The organism is Rhodopseudomonas palustris (genome assembly GCF_034479375.1).
GTDB classification, from domain to species: Bacteria; Pseudomonadota; Alphaproteobacteria; order Rhizobiales; family Xanthobacteraceae; genus Rhodopseudomonas; species Rhodopseudomonas palustris_M.
In genome coordinates this window covers 1606820-1626293 of record NZ_CP140155.1, presented here as the reverse complement: position 1 = coordinate 1626293, position 19474 = coordinate 1606820, and the positions used below count along the sequence as shown (strand labels likewise).

The 19474-nt window shown below is 65.6% G+C and carries 15 protein-coding genes; 8 read left to right on the top strand and 7 right to left on the bottom strand.

The window, feature by feature from the left end:
- Positions 1-28: 28 nt before the first annotated feature.
- Both purN and purM read right to left on the bottom strand, forming a co-directional pair.
- Positions 29-685, bottom strand: coding sequence for a phosphoribosylglycinamide formyltransferase (gene purN / locus SR870_RS07280; protein WP_322517334.1), 657 nt, complete (start codon positions 683-685; stop codon positions 29-31).
- A gap of 4 nt (positions 686-689) precedes the next feature.
- Positions 690-1763, bottom strand: a complete 1074-nt coding sequence (purM, locus tag SR870_RS07275; protein WP_322517333.1) for a phosphoribosylformylglycinamidine cyclo-ligase — start codon at positions 1761-1763, stop codon at positions 690-692.
- Between the two features lie 268 nt (positions 1764-2031).
- Here purM and SR870_RS07270 point away from each other — a divergent pair, with 268 nt between their 5' ends.
- From SR870_RS07270 to ppx, 4 genes are all read left to right on the top strand, one after another.
- Positions 2032-2577 carry a CDP-alcohol phosphatidyltransferase family protein gene (locus SR870_RS07270; RefSeq protein WP_322518219.1) on the top strand — a complete coding sequence of 182 codons (546 nt, stop codon included), beginning with the start codon at positions 2032-2034 and terminating at the stop codon, positions 2575-2577.
- A 46-nt stretch (positions 2578-2623) separates the two neighbouring features.
- Positions 2624-3301 carry a DnaA ATPase domain-containing protein gene (locus SR870_RS07265; protein WP_322517332.1) on the top strand — a complete coding sequence of 226 codons (678 nt, stop codon included), beginning with the start codon at positions 2624-2626 and terminating at the stop codon, positions 3299-3301.
- 150 nt (positions 3302-3451) lie between these two features.
- Positions 3452-5653, top strand: coding sequence for an RNA degradosome polyphosphate kinase (locus SR870_RS07260; protein ID WP_322517331.1), 2202 nt, complete (start codon positions 3452-3454; stop codon positions 5651-5653).
- 12 nt (positions 5654-5665) lie between these two features.
- Complete coding sequence (gene ppx, locus SR870_RS07255; protein ID WP_322517330.1) at positions 5666-7171, top strand: exopolyphosphatase; 1506 nt, start codon at positions 5666-5668, stop codon at positions 7169-7171.
- Between the two features lie 3 nt (positions 7172-7174).
- Here ppx and rnd read toward each other — a convergent pair whose 3' ends face one another.
- Positions 7175-8323, bottom strand: coding sequence for a ribonuclease D (rnd, locus tag SR870_RS07250; protein ID WP_322517329.1), 1149 nt, complete (start codon positions 8321-8323; stop codon positions 7175-7177).
- A 109-nt stretch (positions 8324-8432) separates the two neighbouring features.
- On the bottom strand, positions 8433-9911 hold the full coding sequence (locus tag SR870_RS07245; protein ID WP_322517328.1) for a protein adenylyltransferase SelO: 1479 nt from the start codon (positions 9909-9911) through the stop codon (positions 8433-8435).
- A gap of 271 nt (positions 9912-10182) precedes the next feature.
- Here SR870_RS07245 and aspS point away from each other — a divergent pair, with 271 nt between their 5' ends.
- The 3 genes from aspS (at position 10183) to SR870_RS07230 (ending at position 15015) form a co-directional block, all read left to right on the top strand.
- Complete coding sequence (gene aspS / locus SR870_RS07240; protein WP_322517327.1) at positions 10183-12030, top strand: aspartate--tRNA ligase; 1848 nt, start codon at positions 10183-10185, stop codon at positions 12028-12030.
- A gap of 50 nt (positions 12031-12080) precedes the next feature.
- The gene (locus SR870_RS07235; protein ID WP_322517326.1) at positions 12081-14390 is read left to right on the top strand and encodes an NADP-dependent malic enzyme; all 2310 of its coding nucleotides are present in this window, start codon (positions 12081-12083) and stop codon (positions 14388-14390) included.
- Between the two features lie 172 nt (positions 14391-14562).
- A complete protein-coding gene (locus SR870_RS07230) occupies positions 14563-15015 on the top strand; it encodes a DoxX family protein (protein WP_322517325.1) in 453 nt (150 codons plus the stop codon).
- A 175-nt stretch (positions 15016-15190) separates the two neighbouring features.
- Here SR870_RS07230 and SR870_RS07225 read toward each other — a convergent pair whose 3' ends face one another.
- From SR870_RS07225 to SR870_RS07215, 3 genes are all read right to left on the bottom strand, one after another.
- Positions 15191-15757: a dihydrofolate reductase gene (locus SR870_RS07225; protein WP_322517324.1), complete on the bottom strand. Its 567-nt coding sequence runs from the start codon at positions 15755-15757 to the stop codon at positions 15191-15193.
- Between the two features lie 37 nt (positions 15758-15794).
- On the bottom strand, positions 15795-16736 hold the full coding sequence (locus SR870_RS07220) for a polysaccharide deacetylase family protein (RefSeq protein WP_322517323.1): 942 nt from the start codon (positions 16734-16736) through the stop codon (positions 15795-15797).
- A 217-nt stretch (positions 16737-16953) separates the two neighbouring features.
- On the bottom strand, positions 16954-18843 hold the full coding sequence (locus tag SR870_RS07215; RefSeq protein ID WP_322517322.1) for a L,D-transpeptidase: 1890 nt from the start codon (positions 18841-18843) through the stop codon (positions 16954-16956).
- Positions 18844-18900: 57 nt separating this feature from the next.
- Here SR870_RS07215 and SR870_RS07210 point away from each other — a divergent pair, with 57 nt between their 5' ends.
- Positions 18901-19446, top strand: coding sequence for a CreA family protein (locus SR870_RS07210; protein ID WP_322517321.1), 546 nt, complete (start codon positions 18901-18903; stop codon positions 19444-19446).
- The last annotated feature ends 28 nt before the right edge of the window (positions 19447-19474 follow it).

Here is a 19474-nt window from a genome sequence, read left to right as displayed (position 1 = left end):
GGCCGGGGGGCGTGGCCGCGAGCGGCGATCAGCTTGCTGCGGGCACGATCAGCGTCTGATCATTCGCGTCGATCGAGGTCGATCTGCAGAGATCGCCCTCGAACCGCGTTTGGCCGGATGCGACCATTTGCAAGGCTCTCGGGTAGATCCGGTGCTCGATCGCCAGCACGCGGTCCGCCAGCGTGTCGGCGGTGTCGTCGTCGTGCACCGGCACGGCGCCCTGAATGACGATCGGGCCGGCGTCGGTCTCCGCGATCACGAAATGCACGGTGGCGCCGGAGATCTTCACGCCGGCGCGCAGGGCCTGGCCGTGCGGATCGAGGCCCGGAAACGACGGCAGCAGCGACGGATGGATGTTGAGCATCCGGCCGTACCAGTGATTCACGAAGTCCGCCGTGAACAGCCGCATGAAGCCGCCGAGGCAGATCAATTCGATGCCGCGCGCGTCGAGCGCCGCCTGCAGCACCGCCTCGAAGCCGGCGCGATCCTTGCCGAACGGTTTGCTTTCGATCACCAGCGCTTCGATGCCGCTGCGTTGCGCGATCGCCAGCCCACCGGCGCTCGCGGTGTTGGCGATCACGACGGCGATTTCGGCGGGAAAGCCGTCTTCGGCCGCGGCTTCGATCAGCGCGGCCATGTTCGACCCGCGCCCGGAAATCAGGATGGCGACGCGACGCTTGCTCACGTGATCACCAGGAGAGATCGAGGTGACCGTCGTAGACGACGCGGTGCTCGCCCTTCGCCGCGATCACTTCGCCGAGCAGATGCACGCTGTCGCCGGCGCCGGTCAGCGCCTCGGTGACCGCGTCGACCGCATCCGCCCTGACGATCGCGATCATGCCGATGCCGCAGTTGAAGGTACGCAGCAATTCCAGTTCAGCGATGTCGCCTTGCTCGGCGAGCCATTTGAACACCGGCAGAACCGGCAGCCGCGGCAGATCGATGCCGACGCCGAGATGCTTGGGCAGCACGCGCGGGATGTTGTCGGTGAAGCCGCCACCGGTGATATGCGCCAGCCCCTTGATGGCGCCGGTCGCGCGGATCGCGTGCAGGCAGGATTTCACATAGAGCCGCGTCGGCGTCAGCAGCGCGCCGCCGAGCGTCATCACCGGCGAGAACGGCGCCTTCGCGTCGTAGGGCAGGCCGGACTTTTCGACGATCTTGCGGACCAGCGAAAAGCCGTTGGAATGCACGCCGGAGGAGGCGAGCCCGATCACCGCATCGCCCGCGGCGATGTCCGGCGACGGCAGCAATGTGCCGCGTTCTGCGGCGCCGACCGCGAAGCCGGCCAGATCGTAGTCGCCGTCCTTGTAGAGGCCGGGCATCTCCGCGGTCTCGCCGCCGATCAGCGCGCAGCCCGACTCGCGGCAGCCTTCGGCGACGCCTGCGACGATTTCGGCCACGGCTTCGGGATCGAGTTTGCCGCACGCGAAATAGTCGAGAAAGAACAGCGGCTCGGCGCCCTGCACCACGAGATCGTTGACCGACATCGCCACCAAGTCGATGCCGATGCCGGCGTGAAGCCCGGCCTCGATCGCCACCTTGATCTTGGTGCCGACGCCGTCGGTCGCCGCCACCAGCACCGGGTCCTTGAAGCCCGCGGCCTTCAAGTCGAACAGTCCGCCGAAGCCGCCGATTTCGGAATCGGCGCCGGCGCGGGCAGTCGCCCGCACCATCGGCTTGATCAGGTCGACGAGACGATTGCCCGCGTCGATATCGACGCCGGAATCGGCATAGGTGAGGCCGTGCTTCCGCTCGGTCATGGCCGGCTCCCGCAAGAAAAAAGGCGCTGTGCGGCAACGATTGCCGCCCGGCATCGAGCCGCCGCCGATGAACCCCCGGTCGGTCGCGCTAGACCTAAGTCCCGCTTGTCCGCGCCCGACCAATGGTTTTGGGGTGGTTACGTCGGATTCCGCCGGCGTGCAATGGCTCGCAAGGGGACCCAGCATGTACTATGTAGACAACCAGCCCTTCCCGCCGTCGAAAGTTCAATGGTTTCGCCGGATCTGGGCTGGAAGCCGGGAACGTCGCGTGAGCATTCCGAATATTATTACACTGGGCCGGATCCTGCTGGTGCCGGTCATTGTCTGGGCCATTGCATCGAACGAAATGGCAGTCGCGTTCGCGGTCTTTGTGATCGCCGGCGTCAGCGACGCGATCGACGGCTTTCTCGCCAAGCGCTTCAATATGAGCAGCGAACTCGGGGCGCTGCTCGATCCGCTGGCCGACAAGGCGCTGTTGGTCTCGATCTACGTGTCGCTCGGCATCTGGGGGGCGATCCCGCGCTGGCTGGTGATCCTCGTGGTGTCGCGCGACATCATGATCGTCGGCGCGGTGATCATTTCCTGGCTGTTCGGCAAGCCGGTGCCGATGAAGCCGCTGATGGTCTCAAAGCTCAACACAGTGGCGCAGGTTGGTTTTGCGGCACTCGTGCTCGGCGCGCTCGGCTTTGGCTTTCAGCCGGCGCCCTACGATTTGATCCTGATGATCCTGGTCACGGTCTTGACGTTGCTTTCCGTCTCCTTCTATCTCGTCGAGTGGACGCGGCATATGAGCACGATCGAGCCTGACCGCTGAAGCGCGTCTGCCGGCCGCGCGGAGCGGGCCGGCCTGGAGCGACCCCGTGGCAGTCCGCGTACAACCCCGTCAACTGGCTCTGGACCTGCCGCATGCCGAGAGCCTGTCTCGCGAGGACTTCCTCGAAGGCACGGCCAATTCCTCGGCGCTCAAACTGATCGAGAGCTGGCCCGACTGGCCGAACCGGATCATGCTGCTGGTCGGACCGGAAGGCAGCGGCAAGAGCCACCTGGCGTCGATCTGGGCCGAACTGGCCGGGGCGCGATCGACCTCGGCCCAGGCGCTGACCACCGCGAACGTCCCTGGCGAACTCGCCACCGGTGCGCTGGTGGTGGAAGACTTGACGCCTGGCAATTTCGACGAGCGCGCGCTGTTTCATCTGATCAATCTGGCGCGCGAGGACGAGGCCTATGTCCTGATCACCGCGCGGCTGGCGCCATCTGCGTTTCCGGCCGAGTTGCGCGATCTGCGATCCCGGCTGCGAGCGGTGCCGGTGGTGACGCTGTTGCCGCCCGACGATGCGCTGTTTCGGGCGCTGATCGTCAAATTCTGTGCGGATCGCCAGATGAGCATCGACGCCAATCTGGTCGGCTATCTCGCCAACAGGATCGATCGGTCGTTCGCCGCAGCGCGCCTGACTGTGGAGCGGCTCGACGCCGAGGCACTGCGGCTGCGCCGACCGGTCACTCGTGCCTTGGCGGCGGACGTGCTGCGGGACGACTGAACCGCCTGCGGCATCCGGGCCTGCCGGCTCGGCTTGACGGCGTCCGCGCCAAGTCTCTCAATGTCATGGAAACGTCTTGTGCGTGCAGCATTGTCTCGCCGCACCGCCGCTTCCGGCACGACGACCCGCACCGCACTGGACCGACTGCACATGGACTCCGAGCAAGTCATTGTCATTGAAGAAAAAAAAGGTGAAGCCGAGCCGGCTTCAGTGGTCGCCGCCGGCCCTGAGCGCTTCATCAATCGTGAACTGTCCTGGCTGCATTTCAATCGGCGGGTGCTCGAAGAGGCGGTCAATCCCTCGCATCCGGTGCTCGAACGCGTCCGGTTTCTGTCGATTTCGGCCAACAACCTTGATGAATTCTTCATGGTCCGCGTCGCCGGCATCAAGGCGCAGGTCCGCGAAGGCATCACCGAGCGCAGCCCCGACGGGCTGACGCCGGCCGAGCAACTGGTGCTGATCAACGAGGCGGTCTCCCGTCTTGCGACCGATCAGCAGGCGATCTGGCGCGACCTGCGCGGGATTCTGGCCGAGGCGGGGATCGTGCTGCTCGACGGACGCGATGCCACCAAGTCCCAGCGCGCCTGGATCGAGGACCATTTCCTCCACAACATTTTTCCGTTGCTGACGCCGCTCGCGATCGACCCGGCGCATCCGTTCCCCTTCATCCCCAGCCTCGGCTTCACCATCGGCCTGCAGCTCGCGCGCGTGTCGGACGGCAAGTCGATGAACGCGCTGATCCGTATGCCGGGGAAAATCGACCGTTTCATCCGGCTTCCGCCGAACGGCAAGGACCATTCCGTCCGGTTGATGACGCTGGAACAGGCGACGTCGCTGTTCATCGGCCGGCTGTTTCCTGGATACGTCGTCAAGGGGCAGGGCTCGTTCAGGGTGATCCGCGACAGCGAACTGGAAATCGAGGAAGAGGCCGAGGATCTTGTCCGGCTGTTCGAGACCGCGCTGAAGCGGCGGCGCCGCGGGTCGGTGATTCGGCTCGAAGTCGACTCCACGATGCCTGAAGAATTGCGCGCGTTCGTTCAGCGGGCGCTGACGACCGCGGACGACGAGGTGCTGCTGGTCGACGGCGTCCTGGCGATGAACGAGCTGTCGCAACTGACGCGGGTGGATCGTTCCGACCTCGAATTTCCGCCTTACGTTCCGCGCCATCCGGAGCGCGTGCGCGACCATGGCGGCGACATCTTCGCGGCGATCCGCAAGAAGGATCTGATCGTCCATCATCCCTACGAGTCGTTCGACGTGGTGGTGCAGTTTCTGCAACAGGCGACCCGCGATCCGGACGTCGTTGCGATCAAGCAGACGCTGTATCGGACGTCCAACAATTCGCCGATCGTGCGCGCGCTGGCGGAAGCCGCCGAAGCCGGCAAGTCGGTGACGGCGCTGGTCGAACTGAAGGCGCGCTTCGACGAGGAAGCCAATATCCGCTGGGCGCGCGATCTCGAGCGCGCCGGCGTGCAGGTGGTCTACGGCTTCCTGCAACTCAAGACCCACGCCAAGCTGTCGCTGGTGGTGCGCCGTGAAGGCAACACCCTGACCACTTATGTCCACACCGGCACCGGGAATTATCACCCGGTCACCGCTCGTATTTATACCGACTTGTCGTACTTCACCTCCGATCCGATCATCGGCCGCGATGCGGCGCGGGTGTTCAATTACATCACCGGCTACGCCGAGCCGAGCGACATCGAGAAGATGGCGGTGTCGCCGCTGACGCTGCGCAAGCGCATGCTCGAGCACATCCACGGCGAGATCGCCTTCGCCCGCCACGGCAAACCAGCGGCGATCTGGTTGAAGATGAATTCGCTGGTCGATCCGGATATCATCGACGCGCTTTACGAGGCGTCGCGCGCCGGTGTCGCGGTCGAACTGGTGGTCCGCGGGATTTGCTGCCTGCGGCCCGGCGTGCCGGGCCTGTCCGAGAATATCCGTGTCAAATCGATCATCGGTCGGTTCCTCGAGCACGGCCGTGTCTACTGCTTCGGCAACGGGTACGGCCTGCCGAGCGCCAAAGCAGCGGTCTACATCTCCTCGGCCGACATGATGCCGCGCAATCTCGACCGCCGTGTCGAGATTCTGTGCCCGCTGCAGAATCCGACCGTGCACCAGCAGGTGCTGGAGCAGATCATGGTCGCGAACCTGAAGGATACCGAGCAGAGCTGGCAGTTGTTGCCGGATGGGTCGTCGACGCGTATGAAGGCGGCGAAGGGCGAGGAGCCCTTCAATGTGCACAACTACTTCATGACCAATCCGAGTCTGTCCGGCCGTGGAAAGTCGCTCAAGGAATCTTCGCCGCGACGCCTCACGCGCCGTTCGGAGCGCCATCAGTCCTCTTAAGGAATTCGCGCGGTGAGGAAGCGGGCGCGCAGGCGCGAAACCAGCGTCGCGGTGATCGATATCGGCTCGAATTCCGTGCGTCTCGTGGTCTACGAGTCGCTGGCGCGCAGCCTGGTCACGGTTTTCAACGAAAAGGCACTGTGCGGGCTCGGGCGCGAAGTACAGAGCACGGGTCTGCTGGCGACCGATGCCGTCGACAAGGCGCTGACCGCGCTACGCCGGTTCCGCGCGCTGATCCGTGTGATGAGGGTAGGGCGGGTCCTTGCGATCGCGACCGCGGCGTGCCGCGACGCCAGCAACGGTCCCGAATTCATCGCCGCCGCCGAGCGGATCTGCGGCGTCACGATCGAAATCCTGTCGGGACCGCGCGAGGCCAAACTGTCGGCGCTCGGCGTGATTTCCGGCGTGCACAAGCCGAACGGCATCGTCGGCGATCTCGGCGGCGGTTCGCTGGAACTGGTCGATGTTCGCGGCAACCTGGTCCGCAAGGGCGTGACGCTGCCGCTCGGCAGTCTGGCGCTGCAGGACGCCTCACAGAAATCGCTCAAGCGCGCCGAACGCATCGCCAAGGAAGCACTCGCGGGGGCTCTTCCGCTCAAGGCGGCGCGGGGGCGCACGTTCTACGCGGTCGGTGGGACTTGGCGCGCGCTCGCCCGAATCCACATCGCCCAGAGCGGCTACTCGCTCAAGGTGATGCATGGCTATTCGCTTCCGGCGGCGGAGGCGCTGCAGTTCGCCAAGCGCCTGCGCGTGCTGGCATCGACCAATCAACTCGCCGACCTCGATCTGGTGGCCGATGCGCGGCGGCCGCTGTTGGCTTATGCGGCGCTCGTGCTCGAATATGTGATCGAGGCCGCCAAACCGAAGACCATCGTGTTTTCGACCTACGGCGTTCGTGAGGGGCTGCTCTACGAACAACTGCCGCCCGCGGAACGCGCCAAGGACGGCCTGATCTCCGCCGCTCAGAACCTCAACCTGTTGTTGTCGCGTTCGGCGCGCCACGCCGAAGAACTGATCGAATGGACCGATCGGCTGTTTCGGGTTGCGAAGGTTCGCGAGGCTGGATCCGATCGCCGACTGCGGCATGCCGCCTGCCTGATGTCGGACATCGGCTGGCGGGTGCATCCCGACCATCGCGGCGAGCAGACGCTGGCGCTGATCACCAACGGCAATTTCGGTGACGTGACGCATCAGGAGCGCGCCTTCATGGCGCTCTCGGTGTTCTATCGCTACGCGGGGTTCAGTGAACAGAACGAGCCGCCGGGCCCGGTTCGCGAACTGGTGACGCAGGCGATGGACGAGCGTGCGCGCCTGCTGGGCGCTGCTTTTCGGGTCGCGCATCTGATCAGCGCGGCGCGGCCGGGCGTGCTGCCGGCGACGCATTTCCGAACCAGCGAACGCAAGCTGATGCTGGTGTTCGAGCACAGGCTTGTCGATCTCGTCGCCGACCGTGTCGGCAGCCGCTTCAAGCAGCTCGGCCGCATGGTCGGCCGTACGGGCAGTATCGTGCGGCGGTAGCGCTCAGTCGCGGTCGACGTGGATCACGCGGCCTTTCTCTATCGCGAGCGCGAGCCGGCCGTGCTTCAGCGCCAGCGCGGCATCGCCGAACAATTCGCGGCGCCAGCCGCGCAGAGCACCGACATCGGCTTTGTCGTCGCCGGCGATCTGTTCGAGATCGTCGACCGTCGCGATCACCTTGGCGGCCACCGCATGGCGCTCCGAGGTCATGCGCAGCAACACCTTCAGCAGCTCGACGATCGCGCCGCCGTTGGAATTGTTGCGCGGCTTGTCGATCTTGGGCAGCGTCTGCGGGTCACGCGCCAGACCGCGCTGGACCGCGGCGACGATTTCGGAGCCCCATTTCGAGCGGTCGAAGCCTTTCGGCAGCGAGCGTAGATTGGCGAGCCGCTCCAGCGAGGTGGGCGCATGGGTGGCGATGTCGCCGAGCGCGTCGTCCTTGAGCACGCGCGAGCGCGGCACGTCGCGGGTCTGCGCTTCCTGCTCGCGCCAAGCCGCGACCTCCATCAGCACCGCAAGCTCTTTCGGTTTGCGCACGCGGGTCTTCAGCCGCTCCCAGGCGCTTTCGGGATGGAAGTCGTAGGTTTTCGGCGAGGTCAGAACTTCCATCTCCTCGCTGACCCAATCGCTGCGGTCGCGCTTCTTGAGGTCGGCATCGAGCGCGGCGAAAACATCGCGCAGATGGGTGACGTCGGAAACGGCATAGTGCAGTTGTTCGTCGGTCAGCGGGCGGCGCGACCAATCGGTGAAACGATGGGTCTTGTCCGGGCGGTGGCCGGTGATGCGCTCGACGAGCTGGTCGTAGGCGATGCTGTCGCCATAGCCGAGCACCATGGCGGCGACTTGTGTGTCGAAGATCGGGTGCGGCACGATTCCGGCGCGATGCCAGACGATTTCGATGTCCTGCCGGGCGGCGTGGAAGACTTTCAGGACCCTCTCGTTCGCCATCAGGTCGAAGAACGGCTTCAGGTCGATCCCGGGCGCCAGCGTATCGACAACGACCGCGTCATCCGCGCTCGCCATCTGCACGACGCAGAGCAGGGGATAATAGGTGGTCTCGCGCAGAAATTCGGTATCGACCGTGATGACGGGGTGGCTGGCGAGGCGGGTGCAGGCGTTGGCGAGCTGCTCGGTTGTCGAAATCAGGTCCATCAAACTCTGTCACGTTCCGGAAATGGTGGCACGGGCCGACAAGCGGCGCAGCGCCGTCCACCCAAAAGCCGTCGAGTCCAGAGCACTAGACACGCTCGCCGTGCGGCGATCAAGTTCCGCAGAAGGTTTCCAGCACCCGTTCATGGAGCTGCGGCGGCTCCGCATAGCGGGCGAATTCCGGCTGTTCCCGGAAGGGGTTGGTGAGCACCGCCAGCAACTCGTCGAACGGCGCGAAGTCGTTCCGGTCGACCGCCGCCCGGATTACCGCTTCGACCCGGTGGTTGCGGGGAATATAGGCCGGATTGACCGCGCGCATCGCCGCCTGCCGGGCGGCTCCGTCCTGCTGCTCGGCCGGGAGCCGGGCCCGCCAGCGCGGCGCCCAGTCGTCGAACGCGGACGGGTCGTCGAACAACGCCCGCACCCCGCCGAGATCGGCCGGCTCGAACGCGGCGTCGCTCAGCCGGCGGAAGGTGAGGGTAAAGTCGGCGCTTCCCCTGCTCATGGCGGCAAGGAAATCCAGCGAGAGCTGCGCGTCGTCGGGTTGGGCCGTGAACAGGCCGAGCTTGGCTGCAAGTCCCGCCAGATAGGCGGCATTGAAGTGTTCGGCGAAGCCGCCGAGGGCGGTCTGGGCGATCTCGACGCCCTTGTCGTCATCGTCGGACAGCAACGGCACCAGACACTCGGCGAGCCGGGTCAGGTTCCACAGCGCGATCGGCGGCTGATTGCCGAAGGCATAGCGGCCCATCTGGTCGATGGACGAAAACACCGTCTTCGGATCGAACGTATCCATGAAGGCGCAGGGGCCGTAATCGATGGTTTCGCCGGCGATCGACGTGTTGTCGGTGTTCATCACGCCATGGATGAAGCCGATCATCATCCAGCGCGCGATCAAATCGGCCTGGCGCGCAATCACGCCCTCCAGCAGCGCGAGATAGGGCGCATCGGCCTCCGCCGCTTCCGGATAGTGCCGGGCAATGACGTGGTCGGCCAAGGCTCGGACGGCGTCGCGATCGCCGCGGGCGGCGAAGAACTGGAAGGTGCCGACGCGGATGTGGCTCGATGCGACGCGTGTCAGCACCGCGCCCGGCTGGATCTCGTCGCGCATCACCCGTTCGCCGGTCAGCACCGCGGCGAGCGAGCGCGTGGTCGGGACGCCGAGCGCCGCCATTGCCTCGCTGACGATATACTCGCGCAGCACCGGGCCGAGCGCGGCGCGGCCGTCGCCCATCCGCGAGAACGGCGTTCGGCCCGAGCCCTTGAGCTGGATGTCGCGGCGGACGCCGTCGCGGTCGATCACCTCGCCGAGCAAAATGGCGCGGCCGTCGCCGAGCTGGGGCACGAAATTGCCGAACTGGTGCCCGGCATAGGCCATCGCGATCGAGGCCGCTCCGTCCGGAAGGCGGGTCCCGGCGAGGATTTCAGCGCCTTCGGGCGTGTCGAGCCGGTCCGGGTCGAGACCTAGCTGCTGCGCCAACGGGCGGTTCAGCCGGATCAGCCGCGGGGCGGCGACGGGGGTCGGTGCCACCCGCGCGAAGAAGGTCTCCGGCAGCGCCGCGTAGCTGTTGTCGAACGGAAAATGGACTGTCATCCGGCACCAGATAGGAATGGTTCGCCGCAATGACAATCGGTCGGAAAGCGGCCTGGATCAATATGTTCAGCGAGTTTCTTGCGGGCGTTTGCCAGCGGCCCCGTCGTCGCCGCTGCTCCAGCCTGAAACGGGCGCTGGTCCCACGCCGGAATGCAGCCGCGACGAGGCCGCATTTGGTTGCCGCGATGGGTTCGCTCGGGTAAACCCTGACGCTCTCCGCAAAGGCTGCGGACGCTCGATTCTGCCCCAAGACGGCTTTCCCGGGATTTCCATGCACCGTTACCGAACCCATACTTGCGGCGCGCTCCGCGACAGCGATATCGACCAGACCGTCCGCGTCTCCGGCTGGTGCCATCGCATCCGCGACCATGGCGGCGTGCTGTTCATCGATCTGCGCGACCATTACGGCATCACTCAATGCGTCGCCGATCCGGACTCGCCGGCGTTCAAGGACGCCGAGAAGCTGCGCGCCGAATGGGTGGTGCGGATCGACGGCCGCGTGCGCCGTCGGCCCGGGGGCACTGAGAATCCCGATCTGCCGACCGGCGCGATCGAGCTGTTCGTCAGCGAGATCGAGGTGCTGGGTCCGGCGGGCGAACTGCCGCTGCCGGTGTTCGGCGAGCAGGACTATCCCGAAGATGTGCGCCTGCGATACCGGTTTCTCGATCTGCGTCGCGAGAAGCTGCATCAGAACATCATGACCCGCGGCGCGATCGTCGACTCGATGCGCGCGCGGATGAAGAGCCAAGGCTTCTTCGAATTCCAGACGCCGATCCTGACCGCGTCGTCACCCGAAGGCGCGCGCGACTTCCTGGTGCCGAGCCGGATTCATCCCGGCAAATTCTACGCGCTGCCGCAGGCGCCGCAGCAGTACAAGCAACTGCTGATGATGTCGGGCTTCGATCGCTACTTCCAGATCGCGCCGTGCTTCCGCGATGAAGATCCGCGCGCCGACCGGCTGCCGGGCGAGTTCTATCAGCTCGATGTCGAGATGAGCTTCGTCACCCAGGACGACGTTTTCGCCGCCATGGAGCCCGTGATTACCGGCGTGTTCGAGGATTTTGCCAAAGGCAAACCTGTGACAAAGTCGTGGCCGCGGATTCCTTATTTCGAAAGCCTGCGAAAGTACGGCACCGACAAGCCGGACCTGCGCAATCCGATCGAGATGCAGGACGTCTCCGAGCATTTCCGCGGCTCCGGCTTCAAGGTGTTCGCGCGGATGCTCGAGGAGGAGCGCAACCAGGTCTGGGCGATCCCCGGTCCGGGCGGCGGCAGCCGCGCGTTCTGCGACCGGATGAACTCCTGGGCGCAGGGCGAAGGCCAGCCGGGCCTCGGCTACATCATGTGGAGTGAGCCAGCGGCCCAGATGGAAGTCGAAGTGGATGGATCTGGCAAAGAGATACCAGGAACATACAAGGAGGTTAGTCCCAATATTGTCGGCCGTGGTCCGCTCGCCAACAATATCGGCCCGGAGCGCACCGAGGCGATCCGCGTGGCGCTCGGCCTCAAGGCCGGCGACGCCGCGTTCTTCGTCGCGGGTGATCCGGCCAAGTTCGTCAAGTTCGCAGGGCTGGCGCGCACCAAGGTCGGCGAGGAGCTGAACCTGATCGACAAGGATCAGTTCGCGCTCGCCTGGGTGGTCGACTTCCCGATGTACGAGTACAACGAGGACGACAAGAAGGTCGACTTCTCGCACAACCCGTTCTCGATGCCGCAGGGCGGCATGGACGCGCTGGTCAATCAGGACCCGCTGACGATCAAGGCGTTCCAGTACGACATCACCTGCAACGGCTACGAGATTGCGTCGGGCGGCATCCGCAACCATCGCCCCGAGGCGATGGTGAAGGCGTTCGAGATCGCGGGCTACGGCGAACAGGAAGTGATCGACCGCTTCGGCGGCATGTATCGCGCCTTCCAGTACGGCGCGCCGCCGCATGGCGGCATGGCGGCCGGCGTCGACCGCATCGTGATGCTGCTGTGCGGCACCAACAATCTGCGCGAGATCTCGCTCTTCCCGATGAACCAGCGCGCCGAAGACCTGCTGATGGGCGCGCCGTCTCAGGTGGCGCCGAAGCAGTTGCGTGAGTTGCACATCCGTCTCAATCTGCCGGAAAGCTGAGGACGTCCGAGTCGACGATCCAAGTGCCGACGAAGCTGCCGGGAGAATTCATGGCGTCCAATACCGAAGACCTGCAAACCGCGGCGCTGGCCTATCACCGGCTGCCGCGGCCCGGCAAACTCGAAGTGCACGCGTCGAAGCCGCTGGCCAACCAGCGCGACCTCGCGCTCGCCTATACGCCGGGCGTCGCGGCCGCGTGCAACGCCATCGCTGCCGATCCGGCGCAGGCGGCCTCGCTCACGGTGCGCGGCAATCTGGTCGCCGTGGTCACCAACGGCACCGCGGTGCTCGGTCTCGGCAATATCGGTCCGCTCGCTTCCAAGCCGGTGATGGAGGGCAAGGCGGTCCTGTTCAAGAAGTTCGCCGACATCAACGTGTTCGACATCGAGATCGCGGCCGACACGGTCGAGCGCGTGGTCGAGACGGTGGCGGCGCTGGAGCCGACCTTCGGCGGCATCAATCTCGAAGACATCAAGGGGCCGGAGTGTTTCGAGATCGAGGCGCAGCTCAAGGAGCGCATGAAGATCCCGGTGTTTCACGATGATCAGCACGGCACTGCGATCATCGTCGGCGCCGCGGTCAAGAACGCGCTGCTGCTGAAGGGCAAGGAGCTCAGCGAGATCAAGATCGTCACCGCTGGCGCCGGCGCCGCGGCCTTGGCCTGTCTGAACCTGCTGGTGTCGCTCGGCGCGCAGCGCAAGAACATCTGGGTCTGCGACCTCGAAGGCCTCGTCTACGAAGGCCGCAACGTGCTGATGGACCGCTGGAAAGAGGTCTATGCGCAGAAGACCGACAAGCGGACGCTCGCCGACGTGATCGGCGGCGCCGACGTATTTCTCGGTCTCTCCGGCCCGAAAGTGCTGACCCCCGAGATGGTCAAGCAGATGGCCGACAAGCCGCTGGTGATGGCGCTCGCCAATCCGACGCCGGAGATCATGCCGGACGAGGTTCGCAAGGCGCGTCCCGACGCGCTGATCTGCACCGGACGCTCGGACTTTCCGAACCAGGTCAACAACGTCCTGTGCTTTCCCTACATCTTCCGCGGCGCGCTCGATGTCGGCGCCACCGCGATCAATGAAGAGATGAAGATCGCCGCGGTCGATGCGATCGCCCAGCTCGCGCGCGATCCGCCGGCCGATCCGGTGGCGGGCAGCCTCGACACCGACGAAGTGCTCGGCTTCGGCGAGGGATCGCTGATCCCGAGTCCGTTCGATCCGCGGCTGATTCTGCGGATCGCGCCCGCGGTGGCGATGGCGGCGATGGATTCCGGCGTCGCGACCCGGCCGATCACCTCGTTCGACGATTACTACGCCCAGCTCGAGCGCTTCGCGTTCCGCTCCGGCCTGGTGATGAAGCCGCTGTTCGCCAAGGCGAAGACGCAGCCGGTGCGGGTGATCTACGCCGAGGGCGAGGACGAGCGCGTGCTGCACGCCGTGCAGGTGATCCTCGAGGAAAAGCTGGCGCGGCCGATCCTGGTCGGGCGGCCCTCGGTGGTCGAGGCGCGGATCAAGCGCTCCGGCCTGTCGATCAAGCCCGGCGAGGATTTCGACCTGGTCAATCCGCAGGACGATCCGCGCTACCGTTCCTACGTGCAGTCCTATATCGACATCGCCGGCCGCGCCGGCGTGACGCCGGCCGCGGCGCGCACGGTGGTGCGCACCAATTCGACCGTGATCGCCGCGCTCGCGGTGGCGCGCGGCGAGGCCGATGCGATGATCTGCGGCCTCGACGGCCGCTACATGAATCATCTGCGTCATGTGCGTGACGTGATCGGCTCGCTGCCCGGCGTTTCGGACTACGCGGCGCTGGCGCTGCTGATCACCAGCAAGGGCGCCATCTTCATCGCCGACACCCAGGTGCGGCCCAATCCGACCGCGGAGGAACTGGCCGAGGTGGCCGCGCTCGCCGCAGTCCACGTCCAGCGCTTCAACATCAAGCCGCGGATCGCATTTCTGTCGCATTCGGATTTCGGCAGCTATCCGACCGACTCGTCGATGAAGATGCGGCGCGCCACGGCGATCCTCGCCGAGCGGCATCCGGAGATCGAGGCCGACGGCGAAATGCAGGGCGACACCGCGCTGTCGCAAAGTGCGCGCGAACTGATCCTGCCGCATTCCCGGCTCGAAGGCGGCGCCAACGTGCTGATCATGCCGAATCTCGATACCGCGAACGTCGCCTACCAGATGATCAAGGTGCTGGGCGACGCGTTGCCGGTAGGGCCGATCCTGATCGGGCCGGCGCGGCCGGCGCATATCCTGACGCCGTCGGTGACCGCGCGTGGCATCCTGAACATGACGGCCGTTGCGGTGGTCGAGGCGCAGGAACGGGCAGGGCGGACTCAGCGGACGCTGTTCGGCTGAGCGTATTTTTCCGACGCGTTGACCGACGCAAGCGGGTATCACCTGGCCCTAAACGGGCTCGTCGTGGTGCGTAAGACTTCGCGCCATCATTTGACCGTTTGAAAAGCGTCAGTCGACCCCTCATACTTGCGGCGCGTCTGCGCCGCTTTTTCCGTTGCCAGTGGGGTCGAAAATGCCTGCCTTCATCGCTCTCGGGCGCTTCCTGTTTTCCGTGCTGTTCATCTTCTCCGGAGCCAGCAAGCTGCTCGACGTCGCCGCGACCACTCAGATGACGCAGAAGATCGTCATTCCGGAGATGCTGGCGACCTACACGTCACAGCTCGAGGGGCTGGCCGGCGGCATGCCGTTCGCGCAGATGCTGGCGATCGCGGCCGGCGTCACCGAACTGGTGTGCGGTCTGATGATCGCGTTGAACTTCGGCGCGCGGTTCTTCTCGCTGGTCCTGATCCTGTTCGTTGCAACGAAGATCTATTACTACCATGATTTCTGGAACCAGGCCGGCGCCGACGCGCAGATCAACATGAACCTCGCGCTGAAGAACCTGTCGCTGATCGGCGGATTGTTCATCATCGCCGGCATCGGTCGCGGCGCTCGCAACGTCGAGTCGACCCACACCGAGGTTTAGAGCGGCTCATCGATTGATTGAAGCGATATGGCCGTTGCCAGATACACGGACTCCTCATCCTGAGGAGCCCGGCGAAGCCGGGCGTCTCGAAGGATGCGGCGACGCAGGGCCCGTGACGCATGGTTCGAGACGGCGCTTCGCGCCTCTTTGCCATGAGCTTGTGCCTGTCGTGTGACTATTTAGTCCGACGCCACGGGGTGACGCCGACATCATGGTCGGCGTCGAGCAGGATCCGATCCGCCGCTGTGAGGCCATGGGCGGCGAGAAGCTGTTGCGGCGTTCGCGCGGGCACGCCGGGAAAGCACGGCTCGCCGCCGGGCAGACGCACCCGCGGCGCTTCCGACAGCCAGAACGTATCGTAGCGATCGAAGAACATCGCGAACACGTCCGGCCCGCCGATGATCGCGACCATGCCGGACTGCACGCCGATGTGCGCGCAGGCCTGCTCGAACGATGCGCCTGCAGGATTCCAGCGCACCGCATTGGGGTTGGCTTCGTCGGGCGCAAGGCTCGCAATCTGCCGTGTCACCAGCAGCCGCTTGCGCTTCGGCGAGTTCGGCTGGTCCTCGAACGAATTGCGGCCGTGGACGATCAGCGCGGCGCGGTCGAGCGCCTCCGAAAAGAACCGCTGGTCGCCCGGGAATTTCAACGCTTCCGGCATCATGCCGGAGGCGTCCGCGAGATGGCCCTCGGCGGAGACGATCACGAAGCCTTCGATTCGCAGCGCCGGCGCGCCCGTCATCGGGTCTCCAGAGGACAACAGCGCAAGCGGTGTCCGATCACTCGGAGATGGTCTGGACGACGGAGCTTACCGGACGGGAACTGACGGTCGGCAACGCGTTGCTCTTGGCGAGTTCGTCGTCGTATTTGGCCATCGTCACGACCGGCGCCTTGGCCTTCATCTGCACGACCTTGTAGCCGCCTTCCTTCAGGCGCCGCAGCAATTCGGGCAGCGCCTCGGCGGTGCTCTTCTGGAAGTCGTGCATCAGGATGATGCCCTTGCCGAGCTTGTCGACCTTGGTCATCACGGTGTCGACGACCTGCTGCGGCTTGCGCGCCTTGAAGTCGAACGAGTCCAGATCGCAGGAGAACATCGAGACGTTGCGGGTGCCGAGATAGGTGACCATTTCGGGCGGATGCCGCAGCGCCGGGAAGCGGAAGAACGGCGACGGCGCGGCGCCGAGCGCCCATTTCACGGCGGCGAAGCCCTTCTCGATCTCGTCCTTGCGCTGGTCTTCGCTCAGCTTCTTGTTCGAGAGGTTGGCGTGCGACCAGGTGTGCGAGCCGATGGTGTGCCCGGCCGCCGCGACCTGCTTGAGGATCTCCGGATAATAGGTGGCGTGTTTGCCGATCGGGAAGAAGATCGCCTTGGTGCAGTGATCGGCCAGCGCCTTCAGCACCGCCGGCGTGTTGCCCGGCCACGGGCCGTCGTCGAAGGTGAGCACGACCTCCTTGTCGCGCAGGAAGTCGAGCTGCTTGAAATGCTCGAATCCGAAGCCCGGGCCGCCCGTGGTGTCGATCTCGACCACGCGGCCGACGCCGATCGCGTCGGGATTGGCACAGGCCTGTTTGGCGGGCGCGGGGGCGGGGGCGGGCGCGGCCTGTTGCGGCGCCGGCTGTGCGGTCGCCCCGGTGGTCTTCGGCGCCGCCTGCGACCAGGCTGCGCCGGCTGCAGCCAATGAGACCGCACTCGCGACCAGGAGACCCGTTGCTATCCGCATGTCTGTGTCCTTCCGCCGTCGTCTGCCGCCAGCGCAACGTGCCGAAACGGCAGAAGCGCGCGCATTTTGCCGTCAAACTAGAGGCAGAAAACCGGTCCGGGCAACGGTTATTCGGCCCCCGCGTCGAGTTGCCCGCAGATTCGAACGCCTGCAGACGCACAGCGGTCGGCGGGCGAAATCGGGCAGGACCGCGCAGCGGCGGAGGCGGAGGACCGGGCTACCGAAGGCCGATGATGAAATCGGTCCCCCGGCCGGTTTCGCCGCTCGCGGTGATGCCCTGATCGGAGATGATCAGCGATGCGCCGGTCGTGACCGCTTCGGTGATTCGCGCCATCGCCTCCGGGGGAATCGTCAGACGATCCAGCGCCGCGGCCGGACCGTCTGTTTCCTGCGATGCTTTCACCGGCGTCGGCAAAGCCTTCTTTGAACGGCGGGAATCGCTCGAATCACTGGCCCGTCGGGAGGCCGGCAGCGACACCACCGTCCAGCGGATGCCGTCGTCCTTCGCCAGTTCGGCGGTGAACACGTGCGTGCCGAGCGGGCGCTCGCCGGCCGCGATCTCGACCGGAACGTCGAACAGCGGGGTCATGTTCTGCCGGACGTAGAGCTTCTTGTCCTTGCCGCTGACGAACACGGCGATCTGGCCGCCGCCGCGCTTGGCCGCCGGCAATTCCGCCGCCGGCGCCGCGTCCGGATCACTGACGCGAGACTGATCCTTGTCGGGGCTGGTGCTTTCGCTGTCGGCATTGGGGGCGCCGCCGACCTTATCCGCAGACTGAACGTCCGGCGCCTTCTCTTTGGAAGAAGGCGTTTTTTCGGTCGCGGGCGGGCTCGATAGGTGGGCGGGTTGTGGGCCCGGGGGCGCAACCGCGGCAGTCGTCGCCGGGTCGCCGGCGTCCGGCTGCGCTTTGGTCGCGTCAGCCACATTCTTGGCGACGCTCGCGGTCTGCTCCGCGGCCTCGTCGGCGGCGATCGCGCCCGCCGTCGCCTCGGCGTGCGCCTCGGCATTGGCCGTGCTCAGCGCGGGCATCGGTTCTGGCGAGGAGGTTCCCTGCGCGTGCGAGTCGGACAGCACGAGCGCTGCGCTGCGGTCCGCCGCGCTGGCGTCGGCGGTCTTCACCGGCCGGGGGGTATCGAGCAGGATGCCGGCACGCAGTTCCGGATGCAGACCGGCAGCCGGGGCGCCGGCCGGCTCGGCCGCAGCGGCCTTGTCGGATTTCGACGAGACGCTCGGCTTCGGCGGATCGGAGGCCATCGGCGCGTCCATCGGCGGCGTGCGCCTGGTCGCCAGCAAAGCGTGGGTGAAATTGGTCGGCGTGATGTCGCCGGGCGTGACGATCACGCGGGCGCCCATCCTCGTCCAGCCCCACATCTTCATGGCGAACGAGTTCGGCATGCGGATGCAGCCGTGCGAGGCCGGGTAGCCCGGAATGACGCCGGCATGAAGCGCAATCCCCGACCAGGTGATGCGCTGCATGTAGGGCATCGGCGCGCCGCTGTAGATGTTGGAGCGGTGCCATTTGTTTTTCTGGATGACGCTGAACACGCCCATCGGCGTGGAATGGCCGCGCATCCCGGTCGAGACCGGCGTCTCGGCGAAGACGCCGTTGGCGTCGTAGACGCGGAGCTTCTGCTGATCGATCGAGATCGAGATCACCAGCGGCCCCTGCGGTTTGGCGGTCGGCTTTTCGAGCAGCTTATGCTGCCGGGTGTCGAGACGCGGCTGCTTCCGTTGATACCGCTTGGGCGCCGGCTGCGCCGGGATGTAGACCGCTTCGTCGTCCTCGGGCCACCACCAGCTCGCAGCGTGGGCCTCCGAGGACAGCGCGAACACGCTCGCCGCCGTCAGGATCCCGGCGCGCCAGGCGGCTTTGGAGAGCAAGCCGGGGCCGAGATTGTTCTGCACGGCTCGCGGAGCGTCTCCGCGCGAGATTGAAGATTGTTCCAGGCGCACGCGGTGGTCCTCGAATCTCTTGAGCGATCTCAGATGAGTGTCGCAACCGCGAAACTCATTCACCAGCATCGTCGCGGTATTCCCGCGCAGTTGAATCAAGCCTAACAAAAAAGCTTCACAGGAGGTTAAACGAGAGTCGAAGGACGCCGGCATCTTTCACAACGGTTCGTCGCCCCCCACATGGCTGGCAGCCTGCTTACGGAGATTTCGATGAGACCTCGCCACAGATCGCTTGTGACCCGCCTGACATGCGCTGCGCTTGCCGCGCTGGCAGTGACCACTCTGGCCAGCGCGCCGGCCGGCGCCGCGGAGGATCCCGATCTGATCTTCCGTCGCTCGACGGTGTTCAAGCTGCTCAGCCCCAACGACAAGCTGGCGACCTACGGGATCGACGACCCGGAGATCCAGGGCGTCGCCTGTCACTTCACCGTGCCGGAGCGGGGCGGCTTCAAGGGTTGGCTCGGCCTGGCGGACGAAGTCTCCGACATCTCGCTGGCGTGCCGTCAGATCGGTCCGATCCGGTTCAAGGACAAGCTCGAACAGGGCGACGACATGTTCAGCAAGCGGCGCTCGATGTTCTTCAAGAAGATGCAGATCGTTCGCGGCTGCGACGCCAAGCGCAACGTGCTGGTGTACATGGTCTACTCGGACCGGCTGGTCGAGGGCTCGCCGAAGAACTCGACCTCGTCGGTGCCGATCATGCCGTGGGGCGCCGCTGACCCCGCCGTCCAGAAGTGCAGCGACTTTTTCAAATAGTCGGCTTTTTGCGAGTCGGCTTCTTGCA